A 17,787-nucleotide genomic window follows, 5' to 3' on the forward strand; every position below is an offset into this window, starting at 1 on the left:
TCAGCTGCCGTCCCACCAGCGGGCCGCGGCGGCCCGCGGGGTCAGGCCCTCGACCTCCACGGCCCGGTTCAGGCCGCTGAGGTCGGCGGTGGTCAGCCGGGCGCTCACCGCGTCCAGGGCGTCGGCCAGCCGGTCTCCCCACCGCTCGAGCGCGGCGGTGCGCACCAGCGGGACGACGTTCTCGTGCGGCTGCAGCGCCCGGTCGTCGGCGAGCAGCACCACCGGCGCCCCGCCGCCGCCCAGCCGGGCGTCCGTGGTCTCCAGCAGCCCGACCTGGATCGACCCGGCGACCAGGGCCTCGACCGTGGCGGCCCGGGACGGCATGTTCACGACGCTGCCGAACCGGAGGCCGTAGACCTCTCGCAGACCGGGCAGGCAGAGCGGACGCTCCGGACACTCCGGCGGACCGCCGAAGGCCAGCCCGGGGGCCAGCGGCTCGAGCTCGGACAGCCGGCTCACGCCGTGCTCGGTGGCGAACGCCCGGCTGACCGCGAAGCCGTTCTGGTCCTCGGCCGCTGCCGCGGCGAGCACGGTGACGCCGCGCGGTGCGAGCAGCGCGCTGAGCGTGGCGTGCAGCTGCTCGGGGGTGCTGGTGCCGGCCGCGCCGCTGGGGTCGACGAAGCGCACCGCGGTGCCCAGGTAGTCGACGACCACGTCGACGACCCCCTGCTCCAGCGCCGGCTCGACGACCTCACGGGTGCCGGCGCCGGGGTGCAGCGACACCGGCAGGCCCGCCTGCCGGGCGGACTCCGCGTAGACCGCGGCGAGGATCTCGTTCTCGCTGAAGTCGTAGGAGGCGAACCGGACCGTGTCCCCGGGGCGCTCCCCGTCGTCCGCGGAGCCGGAGCACGCGCTCGCTGCGAGGAGCAGCAGCACGACGAGGAGGACGACGGACGGCGCGCGGCGAGGTGGCACAGTGCCCGCCTTCCCTGCCGGAGCGTCACCACCGTCGGCGTGGGGCCGCGGCGGCGCGGCACGGGGCCACGCTAGCGGCACCTGGGGCGCACAGGGGGATGTCCGTCGCCGCCCGGGAGGTGGAGCATCAGCCGACGTGACCTCGCTGCCCCAGGCAGTGCCGACCGCGGTGTCTCCCACGGGGCAGGCCCCGCCGGCGATCCACCGCGTCCGGCGCCGGCGTCGTCCCTCGGGTGAACCGCCGCCGCTGCCCCGGCACCTCAACGCCTCGGGCAAGTGGTGGCTGGCCATGTCCGGGCTGGTCGTCGTCGCCTGGGTGGTCGTCTGGGCGACCGACAGCGTCGGCCGGTTCGACGTGGCCGACACCCGGGTCCTGCAGGCCTTCGAGCGGATCCGCTCGCCGGCGCTGACCCGGGTGGCCGAGGTCGCCGGCGTGCTGGCCTCGGCCACCGCGATCTACGTCCTGTGGCTGGGCAACCTCGCGGTGCTGATCGCCGTCCGGCGGTGGCGGCACCTGTTCGTGGTGATCGCCGTCGGGATCATCGTGGTGCAGGTGGGTGCCGAGATGGCCGGCACCCTGCAGCGCCCGCGGCCCTTCGAGGTCGAGATCATCGGTCCGTGGACGGGCTTCTCGATGCCGTCGCTGCCGGTCACCGTGCTGGCCACGTTGCTGCTCAACGCCGTCTACTCCCTGGTCCCGGCCGGCCGGTACCGCACCATCGGCAAGTGGGTCGTCTGCGTGGTGCTGGCGGTCACCGCCCTGTCCCGCCTCTACCTGGCCCAGGACCACCCGACGGACATCGCCGCCGGGGTCATCCTCGGGGTGGCCGTGCCGCTGGCGGCCTTCCGGCTGCTCACCCCCAACGACGTCTACCCGGTGCGCTACCGGCGCGGTCGCCCGGCGCACCTCGACGTCACCGGACCCCGCGGTGAGGCGATCGTCCGCGCCCTGGAGGACCAGCTCGGGCTCCTGGCCACCGCCGTGGAGCCGTTCAACCTGTCCGGTTCCGGCGGCTCCACACCGCTGCGGATCACCGTCAAGGCCGCCGGGGAGGGCGAGAGCTGCGTGTTCGGGAAGCTGTACGCGGCGACCCACGTGCACTCCGACCGCTGGTACAAGCTGGGTCGCACGCTGCTCTACGGCCGGTTGGAGGACGAGCAGCCGTTCCACAGCGTGCGTCGGCTCGTGCAGTACGAGGACTACGTGATGCACCTGTTCACCGATGCCGGGCTGCCCACCCCGCGCCCGCTGGGCATCGTGGAGATCACCCCGGAGCGGGAGTACCTGCTGGTCGCCGAGTTCATGGCCGGCGCCCAGGAGGTCGGCGACGCCGACGTGGACGACGCGATCATCGACCAGGGGCTCGCCCTCGTCCGCCGGATGTGGGAGATCGGCGTCGCCCACCGGGACATCAAGCCGGCGAACCTGCTGGTCCGCGACGGCAGGCTCGTGGTCATCGACACCGCCTTCGCGGAGGTCCGCCCCAGCCCGTGGCGGCAGGCGGTCGACCTGGCCAACATGATGCTGGTCCTGGGGCTGCGCACCGACGCCGAGCGGGTCTACCGGCGGGCCCGCCTGCAGTTCACCGACGAGGAGCTCGCCGAGGCGTTCGCGGCCACCCGCGGGCTCACCATGCCCTCCCAGCTCCGCCGGATGCTGCGCCAGCAGGGGCGCGACCTGCACACCGCGTTCCTGGCGCTGCTGCCGTACCAGCTGCCCTCGGTGCGCATCCAGCGCTGGAGCTGGCGGCGGGTCGTGCTCACCCTCGCGACCCTGCTCGCGGCCCTGGTCTGCGCCGGTGTGACCTCCGACCTGCTCCGCTCGCCGCTGTGAAGCGGCCCGGGACCGCCGCCGCGCTCGCCCTGCTGGCGGCCGGCTGCCTGACCGGGTGCGGCAGCGACTCGGCGGACCCGGCGGCCGCGATCACCAGCCCACCGGCCTGCCCGGTCGGCGACGGTGGTGCGGGCAACGGCGTCATCCTGATGGCCCAGTCGGTGCCGACCGCGGCCTGGGCGCCGTGCCTCTCGCCGCTGCCCTCCGGCTGGGAGTTCCGGCACCTGGAGGTGCGCAACGGCATCTCCCGGTTCTGGCTGGACTCCGACCGGGACGGCACCCGGGCCATCGAGGTCCGGCTCGAGGAGTCCTGCGACACCGCCGGCGCCACCGAGATCGCCAGCGACCGGGAGTACATGCACCGGCTGGAGCGGGTCCGCCAGGTCAGCCCGACCTACTCGGGAGAGCGGCACTACGTGTTCCGCGGCGGCTGCCTCAGCATCGTCTTCCGGCTGGACGGGGACAGCCCCGGGGAGGCGCTGGCGCTCGCCTCCCAGGCCGTCGGGGTGGTCAGCCGGGAGGACCTCCAGACCCAGGTGCACGCCGACAGCGGCGGACGGATCGACCTCGACCCCAGCAGAGGGGACGGACAGCCATGACCACACTCGAGCAGGCGAGCCCCCCGGCGCGGCCCCGCCGACCGGCCTGGCGGCGCTGGCTCGCCCCGGCGTTCTCCCTCGTGCTGGTCGCGGCGATGGTCTTCTGGTTCCTCCCGCAGTTCACCAGCCTCAGCGACGTGTGGGCCTCGGTGCAGGACATGACCGCCCTCCAGATCGGCCTGCTGCTCCTGGCGACGGTGTGGAACCTGGCCACCTACCAGTTCGTGATGGTCATCACCACGCCGGGGATGACCCTGCGGCAGGCCACGGTCTCGACCGAGACGACCACCGCGGTGGCGAACACGCTGGTCGGGGGTGCGGCCGTGGCGATGGGGCTCACCTACGCGATGAACACCTCGTGGGGCTTCTCGCGCAGCCGGACGTCGGTGTCGCTGCTGACCTCGGGCCTGTGGAACAACTTCGCCAAGCTGGGCCTGCCGGTGGTGGCGCTGGCGCTGGTGGCCTTCACCACGCCGCCGACGCCCGGCCGGGTGCTGGCCGGGCTGCTCGGGGTCACCGGCCTCGTCGCGGCGGTGGTCGGGCTGTGGCTGGTGCTGCGCAGCCGGGCGAGCGCGGCCCGGGTGGGCGTGGCGCTGGCCCGCTGGGTCTCGGCGCTGCTGCGGCTGGTGCACCGGCCGCCGGTGCACGGCTGGGACCTGGCGCTGACCAAGTTCCGCGACCGGACCGTGCTGCTGCTGCACGCCCGCTGGCACTGGCTGACCCTGGCCACGGTCGTCAGCCACCTGTCGCTGTTCCTGGTGCTGCTGCTGGCGCTGCGGTTCTGCGGGGTCGGCGCCGACCAGGTCGCCTGGACCGAGGCCCTGGCGGTGTTCGCCTTCGCGCGGCTGCTCACCGCCGTCCCGTTCACGCCCGGTGGTCTCGGGGTGATCGAGGTGGCGATGATCGGCGGGCTGGCCGCCGCCGGTGGGGACCGCCCGGCCGTCGCCGCCGGGGTGCTGGTCTTCCGGGTGCTGACCTACGTCCTCCCCATCCCGTTCGGGGTGCTCACCTACGTCTTCTGGCAGCGCAACAAGTCGTGGCGGCGCGCGCCCGGCACCGCGCCGCGCACCGACCTGGTCCCCGAGCAGGCATGACGACCACCGCGCGGACCGGCCGGGTCGCCGCGGTCGTCCGCCGGCCGCGGGACGTGCTGCTGCTCGTCGGCGGCTCGGCGCTGCTGGTGCTGGCCTCCCTGCCGGTGCTCCCGGGCACGGTCAGCGCCGCCGAGACGGCGGTGTTCCGGGCGCTGAACGCGACGACGGTCCTGCCGTTCGTGCTCGTCTGGCCGGTGATGCAGCTGGGCAACGTCCTCGTCGTGCCCTGCGCCGCCGCGGTGGCGGCGGCGTTCCGCCGCTGGCGGCTGGCGGCCGGGCTGCTGCTGGCCGGGGCCGGCGTGTACCTGCTGGCCAAGGTGGTGAAGGGAGAGGTGCCGCGCGGCCGGCCCGACGGTCTGCTCACCGACGTCGTCATCCGCGGGACCGCGGCGCTGGGCCGCGGCTACGTCTCCGGGCACGCCGCCGTGGTCACCAGCCTGCTCGTCGTCGCCTGGCCCTGGCTGGGCCGCCCGGCCCGGATCGGCTGCACCGTGCTGGTCGTCGCGGTCTGCCTGGCGCGCGTGCACGTCGGCGCGCACCTGCCGCTGGACGTCGTCGGCGGCGCTGCCCTGGGGGTCGCGGTCGCCGGCGCGGTCCGGCTGCTGCTCGGGCACCCGCGCTGATGCTGGTCGACACCCGGCGGGCCCTGGTGGTCAGCGGTGCGCTGCTGGCCGGCGCCGTCCTGGTCACCGTCCTGGTGGTCTGGCCGGTCACCTCACCGGTCGTGCAGGCCGTGGACGACGCGGTGTGGCGGGGGGCGGTCGCGGTGGAGAACCGCCCGACCACCGTGGTCGCGGTCGGCATGTCCTGGTTGGGCAGCGTCTGGGTCAACTGGCCGGTGCGGATCGCCGTGCTGGTCCTGCTGGCCTGGCGGCGGCACTGGCTCCGGTTGACGGCGTTCGCCCTGGCGGTGGTCAGCAGCGAGGCGCTCATCGGCCCGGTGAAGGCGTGGGTCGACCGTCCCCGGCCGCCGGACGGCCTCATCGCGACCTCGGGAGCCGCGTTCCCGTCGGGGCACGCGATCGCCGGTGCGGTGACCGCCGTCGGGGTGGTGCTCGTGGTGGCCGCGCCGGGGCCGATGCGCTGGCGCTGGGAGGTGCGCGCGGTGCTGTTCGCCGTGGTGATGGCGCTGTCCCGGGTGTACCTGCGGGCGCACTGGCTCACCGACACCCTGGCCGGCGGCCTGCTCGGCGCCGGTCTCGCCCTCGGCTGGCCGGCGCTGCTGATCCCTTTCCGGCACGGCACCGAGGGCGGCCCGCCCGTCGCCCGGGGCAGCGCTCGCCGGACCCGGCGCCCGCGCGCCCGCGGACGCCCGGGCTGAGCCGGTCGGGACCCGACCGGTCAGGCGAGGGTCAGGCAGGCCCAGACGTGCTTGCGCCGGCCGACCACGGCCCAGCCGTGCCGGGCGGAGAGCCGGGCGATGAGGTGCAGGCCCAGCCCGCCGAGGGAGGGGTCGCGGTCGACGGCCGGGACGGGCGGCTGGTCGGGCCGGGCGTCGCTGACGTCGATCAGCCAGCCGGTCGCCGTCCCGGTCACCGTGACCCGGACCGGGGCGCCGCTGTGCCGGACGCCGTTGGACGCCAGCTCCTCGAAGGCCAGCAGCAGCCGGTCGACGTCGTCCTGGTCGGCTCCCTCGGGCAGCGCCCCACCGGCGAGGTCGGCCCGCAGCCGCACCCGGGCAGCGGTGAGCTCCGCCGGGCGGGAGATCTCCCACTGCCACGTCGTCCTGACCGGCCCGCGGATCTCGGGGAGGGGGTCCTGCGCCCAGCTGTCGGTGCTCATGTGCTCCCTGCGGTGGTCCGGTGGGCGTCACACCCCCTGTGCCCGTTCCGCGCCCGGCCACTCATCGTCCCGCCCGGACGGGGGAGGGCGGCACGTCCGGTCGGGGTCAGCAGGACGACGACACGTCCGAGGCCAGACCGGCGGTGGTGTCGGCGAGGGCGCGGACCGAGGTGCCGACGGCGTCCAGCGAGGCCGCCGACGGTGCCGAGACGGCGGACTCGACCGACGTCTGCACGGCGGACAGGCTCGCGGTCAGGGCGTCGGCCTGGGTCTCGAACTGCGACCGCGCGTCGTCGACCACCTGGGTCACCTCGGACGCGACCTGACCGAGGGCCTCCCGGAGGGTGCCGAGCCCCTCGACCGTCACCGGCACCTCCGGGAAGGCCGCCAGCGAGGCCTGCAGGTCCTCGACCGAGCCGCAGACCGCGGGCGCCGCCGTGCTCGAGGACGGCGCGCCGGCGGAGCTGCCGTCGTCGTCGGAGCAGGCCGCGAGGAGGCCGCAGCAGACCAGGAGCGGGACGCCGATCAGCCGGGCGGGTCGCATGCCCTCACCCTGCGCCGGGCGGGGCGCCGGCGGATCGCCCGAGTCGGATGAGCCGCGTCGTCAGCCTGCCGGCCCGCGCCGGACGGCCAGGAGCAGACCTGCCCCGGTGCGGGCGACGGTGGACTCCAGCTGCGGGTCCGCCTCGATCCGGTCGCGGACGTCGGCGACCTCGTCGGGGTGCGAGAGCACGTTGTCGACGGCCAGCAGGCCGCCCACCCGGAGGACCCGGACCGGGTCCGGCCACCACCGCGGGTACAGCGACCGCTCGGCGTCCAGCAGGACGACGTCCTGGCTGGCGTCGGGCAGCCCGCGGAGGACCGCACCCCCGTCGGCGCAGCGGAACTGCACCCGGTCGCGGAGCCCGACCCGGTCGAGGGTGGCCGCCGCCGCGCCCTGCGCCTCGCCGTCGACGTCGACGCTGAGCACGGTGCCGCCCTGGTCGTGCACGGCGCGCGCCAGCCAGAGGGTGGAGCAGCCGTTCGACGTCCCGACCTCGACCACCCAGCGAGCCCCCATGGCCCGGCACACGACGGAGAGCAGCGCCGCGGCGTCCGGCCCCAGGTTGCGCCGCCGCAGCCGGCGGTCCGGCTGGTCGGCGTCGTGGCGGACGCCGTCGTCGTGCAGCGCGCGGGCGACCTCGTCGAAGTTCTCGGGCACGCCCCCGTCCTACCGCACGGGTCCCCTCGAGTGGTGCGCATGGGCATTGCGCCCGCGGCATCGGGGTCGCACGCTGGTCGCACCCAGTCCCCGGGCCGGCGCGCCGGCCAGCGGTCAGGAGTCCCGATGACGATCGCGCCCGCTCCGATCATCAGCCGGCCCGGTTCCGTCCCCCCACCGGCGAGGGGTTCGCGGTTCCTCGCGCTGCTGCGGACCACCGACCACAAGACCATCGGGCTGATGTACACGGCGGTGGCGTTCGCCTGGTTCTTCATCGGTGGCCTGATGGCGCTGCTGATGCGCGCCGAGCTGGCCCGGCCGGAGCTGCAGTTCCTCTCGCCCGAGCAGTACAACCAGCTGGTCACCATGCACGGCACGATCATGCTGCTGTTCTTCGCGACGCCGATGTTCTTCGCCTTCGGCAACCTGGTGATGCCGCTGCAGCTGGGGGCCCCGGACGTCGCCTTCCCGCGGCTGAACGCCTTCTCGTTCTGGCTGTTCTTCTTCGGGTCCTCGCTGGCCCTGTCGGGGTTCGCGACCCCGGCGGGCGCCGCGGACTTCGGCTGGTACGCCTACGTCCCGCTGTCCACCGGCGCGCACAGCCCCGGCACCGGCGGTGACCTGTGGATCGCGGGACTGGCCGTCAGCGGTCTGGGCACCATCCTCGGCGCGGTCAACTTCATCACCACGATCGTCTGCCTGCGGGCGCCGGGCATGACCATGTTCCGGATGTCGCTGTTCACCTGGGGCTGCCTGACCACGAGCATCCTGGTCCTGCTGGCGTTCCCCATCCTGACCGCGGCGCTGATGGCGCTGCTGAGCGAGCGGCACCTGGGCGCGCAGGTCTACACCGCGGCCAACGGCGGGCCGATGCTGTGGCAGCACCTGTTCTGGTTCTTCGGCCATCCCGAGGTCTACATCATCGCGTTGCCGTTCTTCGGGATCATCTCCGAGGTCATCCCGGTGTTCAGCCGCAAGCCGCTGTTCGGCTACAAGGGGATGGTGTTCGCGATGATCGCGATCGCCGCCCTGTCCGCGGCGGTGTGGGCGCACCACATGTTCGCCACCGGCGCGGTGCTGCTGCCGTTCTTCAGCTTCATGACGTACCTGATCGCCGTCCCGACCGGCATCAAGTTCTTCAACTGGATCGGCACCATGTGGCGCGGTCGGATCACCTTCGAGACGCCGATGCTGTTCTCGATGGGCTTCCTCATCACCTTCCTGCTCGGTGGCCTGACCGGCGTGCTGCTGGCCAGCCCGCCGCTGGACTGGCACCTCAACGACAGCTACTTCGTCGTCGCGCACTTCCACTACGTCGTCTTCGGCACGGTGACCTTCTCGGTCTTCGCCGGGTTCTACTTCTGGTTCCCCAAGCTGTGCGGCCGGATGATGGACGAACGGCTCGGGAAGCTGCACTTCTGGCTGACCTTCATCGGCTTCCACCTCACGTTCCTCGTCCAGCACTGGCTGGGCAACGACGGCATGCCGCGGCGGTACGCCGACTACCTGGCCACCGACGGGTTCACCACCATGCACACGGTCTCCACGATCGGGTCCTTCGTCCTCGGGGCCTCGGTCATCCCCTTCACCTACAACGCCGTGACCTCGTGGCGGCACGGCGCACCGGCGCTGCGGGACGACCCCTGGGGCCACGGCAACTCGCTGGAGTGGGCGACCTCGTCCCCGCCACCGCGGCACAACTTCCTGGAGATCCCGCGAATCCGCTCCGAGCGCCCGGCGTTCGAGCTGCACTACCCGCACCTGAAGGACCGGCTGCAGGTCGAGGCGCACGCCGGCAAGCGCCATGAGCCCTACGCCCAGGAGGCCGGGCTGACCGGGGGAGCCCGGGCCGGCGCCAACGACCCCGATCCCACCTGAGGAGACCCCTGACCGTCCCGGGCACGTCCGGGATGGGCGGGACGACGGACAGGAGGAGCCCGTGAGACTCCGTCGACGCCATCGGGACGACTGGTCCCTGCCCAGCGGCCTGGCCGAGGTCGAGCTGTTCCGCTTCTGGGAGGAGGACCTGGTGGGCGACCTGCCGCCGGAGGTCGTGGCGGTCGGTCCGCCGCCCGCCGTTCGTGCGGGCGCTCCTGGCCCGGCGGCGGCCGAGGAGCCGTCGGAGTCCTCCACCGACCCGCTGTGGTGGGCGGTGGGGCTGGTGTTCGTCGCGGTCCTGCTGGCGGTCGTGGTCTGAACGGCGGCTGGGCACTCGGCGTTGACCTGGGGATTCGGCTTGTGTGACCTGGCGTTCGAACGTATGATCGAGCGCATGACGAGCTCGACCGCCGTGCAGCAGCGCAGTGCGCCTGCGGTGCGCGAGCGGTCGACGGGATCGCCGGTGCTCCCGGCGGTGGCGGTGTCGGCCGGGCCGCTGGGGGTGGTGCAGGCCGCGGACCGGGAGATCGCTCGGTTGACCGCGGTACGGGCTCGGGCGGTGGCGGAGTTCGCGGCCTCCCGGCCGGCGTCGGTGGACCGCCGGCAGGGCGAGCCCGGGGCGATGAGCGCCGAGCGGTGGGCGGCGCGGGCCGAGGTGCTGCAGCCGGTCAGCGAGTGGGCCACCTCGGAGCTGCAGGTGGCGCTGGCGCTGGGGCAGCAGTCGGCGGAGGACCTGCTGGAGCGCTCGCTGCGGCTGGTGTCCCGGCTGCCGGGGGTGCTGGCCGGGCTCGAGGCCGGCGGCCTGCACGTGGGGCACATGTGGCCGATGCTGGACCTGGTCGCCGACATCGCCGACGACTCGTTGCGGGCCGAGGTCGAGGCGGAGGTCCTGGACTGGGTGGCCGCCCGGGCCGCGGGCGGGACGCTGACCACGCCGGCGCAGCTGCGCGACAAGGCGCGGCGGGTGATCGCCCGGCGGGGAGCGCGGGACGCGGCGCAGCGGCTGGCGAAGGCGGTGAAGAACCGCGGCGTGCAGCTGCGGGCCGGCGCGGACGGGATGGCGGCGGTGACGGCGCTGCTGACCGGCCCCGAGGGGCAGGCGCTGCACGCCGCGCTGGGTGCCTACGCCGACGCGGTGCAGGACGAGCCGGGCGCCGAGCCGCGGACGCGCGGGCAGAAGATGGCCGACTGCCTGATGGACCTGGTGCTCCGACCGGGCGAGGGCGACCGGCCCCCGGTGCAGGTCGCGCTGACCCTGGTCGCGGCGGTGGGCACCGTGCTCGGCGGCGACGCCCCGGGGGAGTGCAACGGGCAGGTGGTGCCGGCGGAGGTGGTACGCCAACTGCTGCGGCTGCTCGCCGGCACCCCGACCGCCGACCCGGTCCCCGCTGACACCGAGGCGGCGGACGTCCACCGTGACCACGGCGGCGCTCCTGAGCCCGTCCCTGACCCTGATGTCGTCCTCGACCCTGGCGGCGTCCCTGACCCCGACGCCGTCCGCGACTTCGTCCCCGATGGCGACCACGACGACCTCGGCTGCATCTCTCACTACGGCGGCGTCCCTGACCCCGACGCCGTCCCCGTTCCTGACGGCACCCCTGACGCCGGCGGCACCCCTGACCCTGACGTCACCTCTGGCCTCGACGGCGTCCCTGACCCCGACGCCGTCCTCCTCTGCGACGGCGACCCCGTTCCCGACCCCGCCGAGGTGGCCCTGTTCGTCGCCATGGACGCGGCGCTCCGGGAAGTGGAGCAGCGCTGGTGGGCAGACTTCGAGCGCGGCCTGATCACCGACCCGGACCCGGTCGAGGACCGTCGGCCGAGCGGGTCCGCGCGGCCGGGGTCACCCTGGGCGCCGCCGTCGTGGGAGGACAGCCGACCCCTAGAGCCTCCGGCGAGCAGCGGTGCGAGCGTGGGTGACGGGTGGTGGGCGGCGGCCGATCGCGCGGTGGACGACGCGTCCCAGGCCCAGTACCAGGCACGGCAGGCGCTGGCGCACGCCGAGCGGCTGGTGCGCACGGCGGCGCGGGCGGACGCCGCCGACGAGGTCGGCTGGCGGGCCGGCCCGGCGGGTCGGGTGGACGCCGCCGGGGACGCGCTGCAGGCGCTGGCCTCGGCGGCGCGGGCGGACCGGCAGGCGCTGGCCGGGCTGCTCTCCCGGACGGCCGGTGGCGGGCTCGCCGACCGGCCGCGGATCGCGCTGGTCGACGCGCTCACCGGTGCGCTGGTGTCGCTGACCGACCTGCCCGAGCTGCGTCGCACCGGGCAGTGCGGGCGGAGCGCCTGCCGCCGCGACCCGGCAGCCTGCGCGCACGACCTCACCGGTCGGCCGGGGCTGGGCGCGCCCGGCCCGACCGACGGGTACCGGCCCGGGGCGGCACTCGACCGGTTCGTCCGCGCCCGGGACAGGCGCTGCCGGTTCCCCGGCTGCCGTCGCCTCGTCGCCGCCGGGGAGCTCGACCACCGGATCCGGTACCCCGACGGGCCCACCTCGATCAGCAACCTGGCCGGGTTCTGCGTCACCGACCACCGGGGAAAGCACCAGGCCCCGGACTGGACCTTCCACCTGGCCGAGGACGCCACCCTGACCGTCACCACGCCCACCGGCCTGGTCGCGACCACAGGCCCACCGCCCTCCTGACCCGCCGGCGGGATCCGGCGGCGGGTCAGGAGGGCAGGGTCAGAAGGGCACGGTCACGCTGGCAGGACGGTCAGTTCACGACGTGCAGCTGGTCGATCCACCGGATCTCCCAGACGTGACCGTCCGGGTCGGTGAAGCTGCCGGTGTGGTCGGAGGCGGTGTCCCGCGGCGGCAGCCAGGGCCCGCCGCCGGAACCGAGGGCCCGGGCCACGAGGTCGTCCACGTCCTCGCGGGTGTCCGCCGTGAGGCTCAGCAGCACCGTGGGACCCGACGCGGGGTCACCGACCTCGCCGGTGACCAGCTCGGCGAAGCGGTCGCGGGCGAGCAGGCGCACGACGATGCTCTCGTCGACGACCATCGACGCCGACCCCTCGTCGGAGTCCAGCCGGTGGAAGGTGAAGCCGAGCGCCTCGTAGAACGACCGCGCGGCCGCGACGTCGCGCACCGGCAGGTTGACGAAGAGCATCCGCACGGTCAGCCCCTCGCCAGCTCGGTGAACGTGTCGGCCACCCAGTCGGCGATGAACGTGCTCACGTGGGGCAGGTGGTCCAGCCCGATGTGCTCGGTCGCGCCTTCCTCGGGGGTGAACACCCGCAGCTGCCGCTTCGGGCTGTTGACCGCCTGGTCGTAGGAGCGGTGCGCGTACTCCAGCGGGATCTGCCGGTCGTTGGCGCCGTGCGCGATGAGGAACGGCACGGTGATCTGCTCGACCACGCCGTCCAGGTGCACCCCGTCGGCGAAGTCGAGGAACCCGTCGAGGTCGTTCTCGTCGCCCTCGTGACCCCACACCCACAGCACGTGGCTCCAGTAGTGCGGGACCGGGCGCTCGCCCTCGCGCTCCTTGCGGCGGCGCTGCACCGCGCCCCAGTTGTGGTTGGCCCCCCAGGCCACGACCAGCGCGAACCGCTTCTCGAACGCGGCGGCGCGCGGCGCGTAGTAGCCGCCCAGCGACCAGCCGACGATCCCGATGCGAGAGGCGTCGACGTCCTCGCGGGTCTCCAGCCAGTCCACGCACGCGCCGGCCCAGGCCTCGGTGTCGATCCGCGCGGTCAGGCCCTGCAGCCGCAGCGCCTCGCCGGTGCCGGGCTGGTCCAGCATCAGGCAGGAGATGCCGCGGGCGGCGAGCTCCTCCCAGTGGTTGGAGGCGTACATGTGCTCCTTGGTGGAGTCCAGCCCGTTGACCAGCACGACCACCGGCGCCGGACCCTCGTCGGTCGCCGGCGCCTGGCTGAAGTAGGCCGGCAGCGTGGTCCCCTCGTAGGGGACGGCGACCCGGGAGACCCGCGGGCTGTGCAGGTCGAACGCCTTCTGCGCCAGCTCCAGCAGCCGCCGGTAGGTCGGCACCCGGTTCGGGTCGGAGTGCGCCAGCATCCGCTCGGCCTGGGCCAGGTAGTTGCTGGCCCGGAAGTACAGCTGGCCGGCGGTGCGGACGTGCCCGGCCTTCTCGGCCTCCTCGGCCTGGCCGACCAGCTGGTCGGTGAGCGCGGTCCACGCCCGCAGGAAGTCCGGCGTCCCGGCGTCCTCCCCGGCGTTGGCCGCCTCCTTGATCGGCCGGCATGCGCGGTCGACCTCGTCGATCAGCCCCCCGGAGTTCAGCGTCGCGACGACGCTGAGGTTCCAGGTGTAGGGGCCGGTGGGGAAGTACTCGAACACGGGTGGTTCCTCTCGCAGGGGTGTGGTTCAGGAAGCGGCGGGGCGCTTGCGGGTCCGCGGCCGGGCGCGGGCCGGCGCCACCGGGGGCAGGTCGACACCTGCGACCACGCGGTTGCGGATCGTGCCGATGCCCTCGACGGTCATCTCCACGACGTCGCCCGGCTGCAGCGGCGGGGGAGCGGCCTCGCCGCGGGTGCCCCACAGCTCGGCCAGGCAGCCGCCGTTGCCGGAGGTCCCCGAGCCCAGCACGTCGCCGGCGCGCACCTCGGTGCCGCGCGAGGCGTAGCTGATCAGCTCCTCGAAGGGCCAGCCCATGTTCGACAGCAGGTCCTGGCCGACCTCGGTGCCGTTGACCGACACCCGCATGTCCAGGGCCAGGAACCCCTCGTCGTCCCGGTAGGGCTCGAGCTCGTCGGCGGTCACCAGCCAGGGCCCCAGCGTGGTGGCCGAGTCCTTGCCCTTGGCCGGGCCGAGGCTGACCCGCATCTCCCGGGCCTGCAGGTCGCGCGCCGACCAGTCGTTGAGCACGGTGTAGCCGAAGACGTGCTCGCGGGCCTGCTCCGGGCTCAGCGACGCGCCGTCCCGCCCGACGACGACCGCGACCTCCAGCTCGAAGTCGAACCGCTGCGAGTTCGGCGGGACGGCGACGTCGTCGTGCGCGCCGACGAGCGCGTACGGGTTGGTGAAGTAGAACGTCGGCGCCTGGTACCACTCCGGTGGCACCCCGGCGACCCCGTCGATCGCCTTCCGGACGCCCTCGACGTGCTCCTCGAAGGCGACGAAGTCCCGCACGGTCGGCGCCTGCAGCGGGGGGAGCAGCGTGACGTCGGCCAGCGGCACCTCCGGCTCGGCGAGCGCTGCTGTGCCCGCCTCGACCGCGGCCGGCAACCCCGCGCGCACCAGGTCCAGCACCGTCGTCCCGGCCGGGAGAGCGTGGACGACGTCGCCGTCGACCACGCCCGCCCGGGTCGACCCGTCGTGGCGGTAGGTGGCGAACCGCATCAGACCGGCGGGGCCACGAACAGGCCCTTGTCCGGGTCGTTGAAGGACCGCTGCGCGACGAACTCGTTCATCGCGTTCGCCGTCCCCCACTGGTCGGAGACCTCGGGGTTGCTGAAGTCGTAGACGTGCGGGTGCCAGGTGTCCTCGTCCAGCACGTCGAGCTCGGTCGTGTACTCGACGGTGTTGCCGTGCGGGTCCAGGAAGTAGCTGAAGGTGTTGTTGCCGGCCATGTGGCGGCCCGGGCCCCAGATCTTCTCCACGCCGGCCCGCAGCAGCCGCCCGGTGCCGCGCATGTACTCGTCGATGCCGCGCAGCTCGAACGACGCGTGGTGCAGCGAGGGGTGCGGGCCGCGGGCGATCGCCATGCTGTGGTGCCAGGCGTTGATCCGCATGAACCACATCATGTCGCCCATCCGCGGGTGCATCAGGGTGTCGGACAGGGCGAAGGCCAGGTGCTTCTCGTAGAAGGCGCGGGTGCCCTCGGGGTCGGCCGAGTTGATGACGACGTGGGAGAGCCGGACCGGGATCGACTCGCCCTCCTCGATGGCCCGGTGCTCGCGCACGGCCACGTCGGAGCTGATCTCGACGGTGCGGCCCTCGTTGTCGAAGAACCGGAAGCCGTAGCCGCCGCCGGGGGTCTGCAGGGTGTCCGGCTCGCCGACCAGCTGCACGCCGTCGGCGGCCAGCTGCCCGGCGAGGGTGTCGACGTCGGCGGCGTTGGCGGCACCGAAGGAGATCAGGTCGATCCGCTTGTCGGTCGCCTCGCGCAGCCGGACGACGTACTGCTCCGGCGAGCCCTCGGCGGCCAGGAAGGCCAGCCCCGAGTCGCTGTGCTCGGCCTTCAGGCCCCAGGTGCCGGAGTAGAAGTCGAGCTGCTTGGCGAAGTCGGGCACGGCCAGGTCGACGTGCCGCAGGTGGGTGATCAGGCGCTGCTGGGTCATCGTGGTTCCTCGTCTCCTACGCGGGCTGGCTGGTGAGCATGGCGATCGACCTCATGAGGCCGGGGATGTCGCCTTGGACGTGGTCGATCTGCCACTGGGCGAGCTGGTTGGACGCGTCGACGACGGTCTTCGCGCGCTGGTACCGGCGCGCGGTGAAGTCGTTCCACAGCTCCTGGTCGAGCGTCTGCCGTTCGGTCAGCAGCTCGGCCAGGACGACGGCGTCCTCGAGGGCCATCGCCCCGCCCTGGGCGATGGTCGGCGGGCAGGTGTGCGCGGCGTCGCCGATCAGCACGACCCGGCCGCGGTTCCACGGCTCCTCGAGCACGTGGGTCTCGAACCAGGTGTAGTTGACCCGCGACGGGTCGGTGAGCGTCTCGCGGATCTCGTCCCACGGGCCGTGGTAGGCCTGCGACAGCTGCTTCATGGTGGCCAGCTGCTCGTCGGGGCCCAGCCCGCTGCGGTCCTGCGCCGGCTCGACGATGTAGGCGTAGAGCGAGTCCTCGCTGGTGGGGCAGTAGCCGGCGATGAACGACGGGCCGCCGTAGTACAGGTCGGTGCGGGTGACGCTGGCCGGGCGGGGGCCGAAGGCGCGCCAGATGCCCATGCCGACCGAGCGCGTCTCCAGGTTGATGCCCAGCGCCCGGCGGGTCCAGGACCGGATGCCGTCGGCGCCGACCACGACGTCGTAGCGCCCGGTCGAGCCGTCGGAGAAGGTCACGTCGACGCCGTCGTCGTCCTGGGTGAGCTCGGTGAACGTCGTGCCGAACCGGACCTTGACACCGACCTCGGTGGCCCGGTCCAGCAGGATCCGGGCCAGCTCGGGCCGCGGCATGCCCATCGCTGCCGGCAGGTCCGGGCCGCCGGTCTTCGCGTCCGGGACCTCGGCGACCACGGTCCCGTTCGGGTCGGGCGCCCGGATGCCGGTGACGTCGAACGGGTAGCCGGCCGCCTGCGCCTGCTCCCAGACGCCGAGGCTGCGCAACTCCCGCAGGGCGTTGCCCTGCAGGGTGATGCCAGAGCCGAGCGCGGCGGCGTCCGGCTTGATCTCGATCAGGTCGACGGCCACGCCGCCGGCGGCGAGGTGGATGGCGGTGGCGGCGCCGGCCAGGCCACCACCGACGACCAGGACTGAGGACGCTGCGGGCATGTCGACTCCTACTTGACGGCGATCGGGTTGACCGGGGAGCCGACGGCGCCGGTCACGGGCAGGGGGGCGGCGGTGAGGAAGAAGTCCCAGACGCCGTCGGCCGCGCAGTCGGCGGCGAGGGCGTCGAGGTCCCACATCTCGCCGAGGAACAGGCCGATGTTGGGGATGGCGACCTGGTGCAGCGGCTGGAAGGCGACGTCGAACTCGTTGGGCCGCACCTCGAAGCCCCAGGTGTCGGTGGCGATGCCGGCGATCTCGCTGCCGTGCAGCCAGTCGGCGGTGGTGAACGACAGCCCGGGGGAGGCCCCGCCGGCGTAGTCGCCCCACCCGCGCCCCTCGGCGATGTCGCGGCGGGCGCGGGTCAGCCGGCCGGTGCGCACGCACAGCAGGTCGCCGCGGCCGACCCGGGCCGAGCCGCCCTGCGCGGCGATGGTCGCCTCGAGGTGCTCGGCGGTGATCGCGAACCCGTCGGGGAGCTCGCCGTCGGTGCCGATCGCCCGGCCGACGTCGAGCAGCACGCCGCGGCCGGTGATGTGCGCGGCGGCGGTCTGGATGCCGGTGACCAGGTCGCCCTCGCTGGTGACGACGTCACCGGCCCGGCGGCCGTTCCAGGCGTTGCCGTGGTCGAAGATGTGGCCCAGGCCGTCCCACTGGGTGGAGCACTGCAGCGGCATCGCGATCACGTCATCAGCGCCGCCGATGCCGTGCGGGAAGCCCTGGTTGCCGCGCTCGGCGTCGGTGCCGGTGTCGGTCATCGTGTGCACCGGGTTGGTGCGCCGCCGCCAGCCCTTCTGCGGGCCGTCGGTGTCGAAGGCCTGCGACAGCGAGAAGCTCACCCCGCGGCGGACCAGCCGGGCGCCCTCGACCCGCTTGTCCTCGGTGAGGAAGTTCAGCGTGCCGAGGACGTCGTCGGCGCCCCAGCGGCCCCAGTTGGAGCAGCGCTTCGCCGCGGCGGCGATGGCGCCCTCGGGGTCGGTGCGGTCGAGCTCGTCCTGCAGCGGCACGTCAGTTCCTCCTCGAAGCGACGTGGACCACAGTCGGCCACTCCGGACGAGGGGGGAAGAGGCAATGGCTGATGACCGGCATCACCGTCGTCGATA

Annotated in this window: 18 protein-coding genes; 8 read left to right on the top strand and 10 right to left on the bottom strand. The window is 73.9% G+C overall.

Annotation, left to right across the window (positions count from 1 at the left end):
* Positions 1–915 (bottom strand): ABC transporter substrate-binding protein, encoded by a 915-nt coding sequence (locus MODMU_RS11095; protein ID WP_014740329.1) that lies wholly within the window; start codon positions 913–915, stop codon positions 1–3.
* 136 nt (positions 916–1,051) lie between these two features.
* Here MODMU_RS11095 and MODMU_RS11100 point away from each other — a divergent pair, with 136 nt between their 5' ends.
* Genes MODMU_RS11100 through MODMU_RS11120 form a run of 5 tightly spaced genes read left to right on the top strand, consistent with a single transcriptional unit; the run spans position 1,052 to position 5,763 of the window.
* Entirely contained in the window at positions 1,052–2,749 is a 1,698-nt protein-coding gene (locus MODMU_RS11100) for a phosphatase PAP2 family protein (protein WP_014740330.1), read from the top strand.
* Positions 2,746–3,348, top strand: coding sequence for a hypothetical protein (locus MODMU_RS11105; RefSeq protein ID WP_014740331.1), 603 nt, complete (start codon positions 2,746–2,748; stop codon positions 3,346–3,348). Before MODMU_RS11100 ends, MODMU_RS11105 begins: the two co-directional genes overlap by 4 nt.
* Positions 3,345–4,442, top strand: coding sequence for a lysylphosphatidylglycerol synthase transmembrane domain-containing protein (locus tag MODMU_RS11110; protein ID WP_014740332.1), 1,098 nt, complete (start codon positions 3,345–3,347; stop codon positions 4,440–4,442). Before MODMU_RS11105 ends, MODMU_RS11110 begins: the two co-directional genes overlap by 4 nt.
* Positions 4,439–5,065 (top strand): phosphatase PAP2 family protein, encoded by a 627-nt coding sequence (locus tag MODMU_RS26960; RefSeq protein WP_014740333.1) that lies wholly within the window; start codon positions 4,439–4,441, stop codon positions 5,063–5,065. The genes MODMU_RS11110 and MODMU_RS26960 overlap by 4 nt, the downstream gene beginning before the upstream one ends.
* Entirely contained in the window at positions 5,065–5,763 is a 699-nt protein-coding gene (locus tag MODMU_RS11120; RefSeq protein ID WP_014740334.1) for a phosphatase PAP2 family protein, read from the top strand. The genes MODMU_RS26960 and MODMU_RS11120 overlap by 1 nt, the downstream gene beginning before the upstream one ends.
* Before the next feature lie 20 nt (positions 5,764–5,783).
* Here the strand turns inward: MODMU_RS11120 and MODMU_RS11125 are convergent, their stop codons facing one another.
* The 3 genes from MODMU_RS11125 to MODMU_RS11135 all read right to left on the bottom strand — a co-directional run bounded on the left by MODMU_RS11125 (position 5,784) and on the right by MODMU_RS11135 (position 7,425).
* Positions 5,784–6,224 (bottom strand): ATP-binding protein, encoded by a 441-nt coding sequence (locus MODMU_RS11125; protein WP_014740335.1) that lies wholly within the window; start codon positions 6,222–6,224, stop codon positions 5,784–5,786.
* A 106-nt stretch (positions 6,225–6,330) separates the two neighbouring features.
* On the bottom strand, positions 6,331–6,768 hold the full coding sequence (locus MODMU_RS11130) for a hypothetical protein (RefSeq protein ID WP_014740336.1): 438 nt from the start codon (positions 6,766–6,768) through the stop codon (positions 6,331–6,333).
* A gap of 60 nt (positions 6,769–6,828) precedes the next feature.
* Positions 6,829–7,425 (bottom strand): O-methyltransferase, encoded by a 597-nt coding sequence (locus MODMU_RS11135; protein WP_014740337.1) that lies wholly within the window; start codon positions 7,423–7,425, stop codon positions 6,829–6,831.
* Positions 7,426–7,551: 126 nt separating this feature from the next.
* Between MODMU_RS11135 and ctaD the strand changes: the two genes are divergently transcribed.
* The 3 genes from ctaD to MODMU_RS26965 all read left to right on the top strand — a co-directional run bounded on the left by ctaD (position 7,552) and on the right by MODMU_RS26965 (position 11,944).
* On the top strand, positions 7,552–9,303 hold the full coding sequence (gene ctaD / locus MODMU_RS11140) for an aa3-type cytochrome oxidase subunit I (protein ID WP_014740338.1): 1,752 nt from the start codon (positions 7,552–7,554) through the stop codon (positions 9,301–9,303).
* A gap of 61 nt (positions 9,304–9,364) precedes the next feature.
* The gene (locus MODMU_RS11145; RefSeq protein ID WP_014740339.1) at positions 9,365–9,622 is read left to right on the top strand and encodes a hypothetical protein; all 258 of its coding nucleotides are present in this window, start codon (positions 9,365–9,367) and stop codon (positions 9,620–9,622) included.
* A 75-nt stretch (positions 9,623–9,697) separates the two neighbouring features.
* A complete protein-coding gene (locus MODMU_RS26965; RefSeq protein ID WP_014740340.1) occupies positions 9,698–11,944 on the top strand; it encodes an HNH endonuclease signature motif containing protein in 2,247 nt (748 codons plus the stop codon).
* Positions 11,945–12,014: 70 nt separating this feature from the next.
* On the opposite strand, the gene MODMU_RS11155 is transcribed toward MODMU_RS26965, so the two are convergent.
* From MODMU_RS11155 to MODMU_RS11180, 6 genes are read right to left on the bottom strand one after another with little or no spacing between them, the layout of a single operon-like run.
* Positions 12,015–12,410: a VOC family protein gene (locus MODMU_RS11155; protein WP_231851870.1), complete on the bottom strand. Its 396-nt coding sequence runs from the start codon at positions 12,408–12,410 to the stop codon at positions 12,015–12,017.
* Positions 12,411–12,418: 8 nt separating this feature from the next.
* Positions 12,419–13,597, bottom strand: coding sequence for an alpha/beta hydrolase family protein (locus MODMU_RS11160; protein WP_014740342.1), 1,179 nt, complete (start codon positions 13,595–13,597; stop codon positions 12,419–12,421).
* Positions 13,598–13,624: 27 nt separating this feature from the next.
* The gene (locus MODMU_RS11165; RefSeq protein WP_014740343.1) at positions 13,625–14,599 is read right to left on the bottom strand and encodes a fumarylacetoacetate hydrolase family protein; all 975 of its coding nucleotides are present in this window, start codon (positions 14,597–14,599) and stop codon (positions 13,625–13,627) included.
* Positions 14,599–15,540 carry a VOC family protein gene (locus tag MODMU_RS11170; RefSeq protein ID WP_014740344.1) on the bottom strand — a complete coding sequence of 314 codons (942 nt, stop codon included), beginning with the start codon at positions 15,538–15,540 and terminating at the stop codon, positions 14,599–14,601. Before MODMU_RS11170 ends, MODMU_RS11165 begins: the two co-directional genes overlap by 1 nt.
* A gap of 16 nt (positions 15,541–15,556) precedes the next feature.
* Positions 15,557–16,687 (bottom strand): FAD-dependent oxidoreductase, encoded by a 1,131-nt coding sequence (locus tag MODMU_RS11175; protein ID WP_014740345.1) that lies wholly within the window; start codon positions 16,685–16,687, stop codon positions 15,557–15,559.
* An 8-nt stretch (positions 16,688–16,695) separates the two neighbouring features.
* A complete protein-coding gene (locus MODMU_RS11180) occupies positions 16,696–17,691 on the bottom strand; it encodes a cyclase family protein (RefSeq protein ID WP_014740346.1) in 996 nt (331 codons plus the stop codon).
* Positions 17,692–17,787 lie beyond the last annotated feature (96 nt).

This window comes from Modestobacter italicus (genome assembly GCF_000306785.1).
In the GTDB taxonomy this organism is placed as follows: Bacteria; Actinomycetota; Actinomycetes; order Mycobacteriales; family Geodermatophilaceae; genus Modestobacter; species Modestobacter italicus.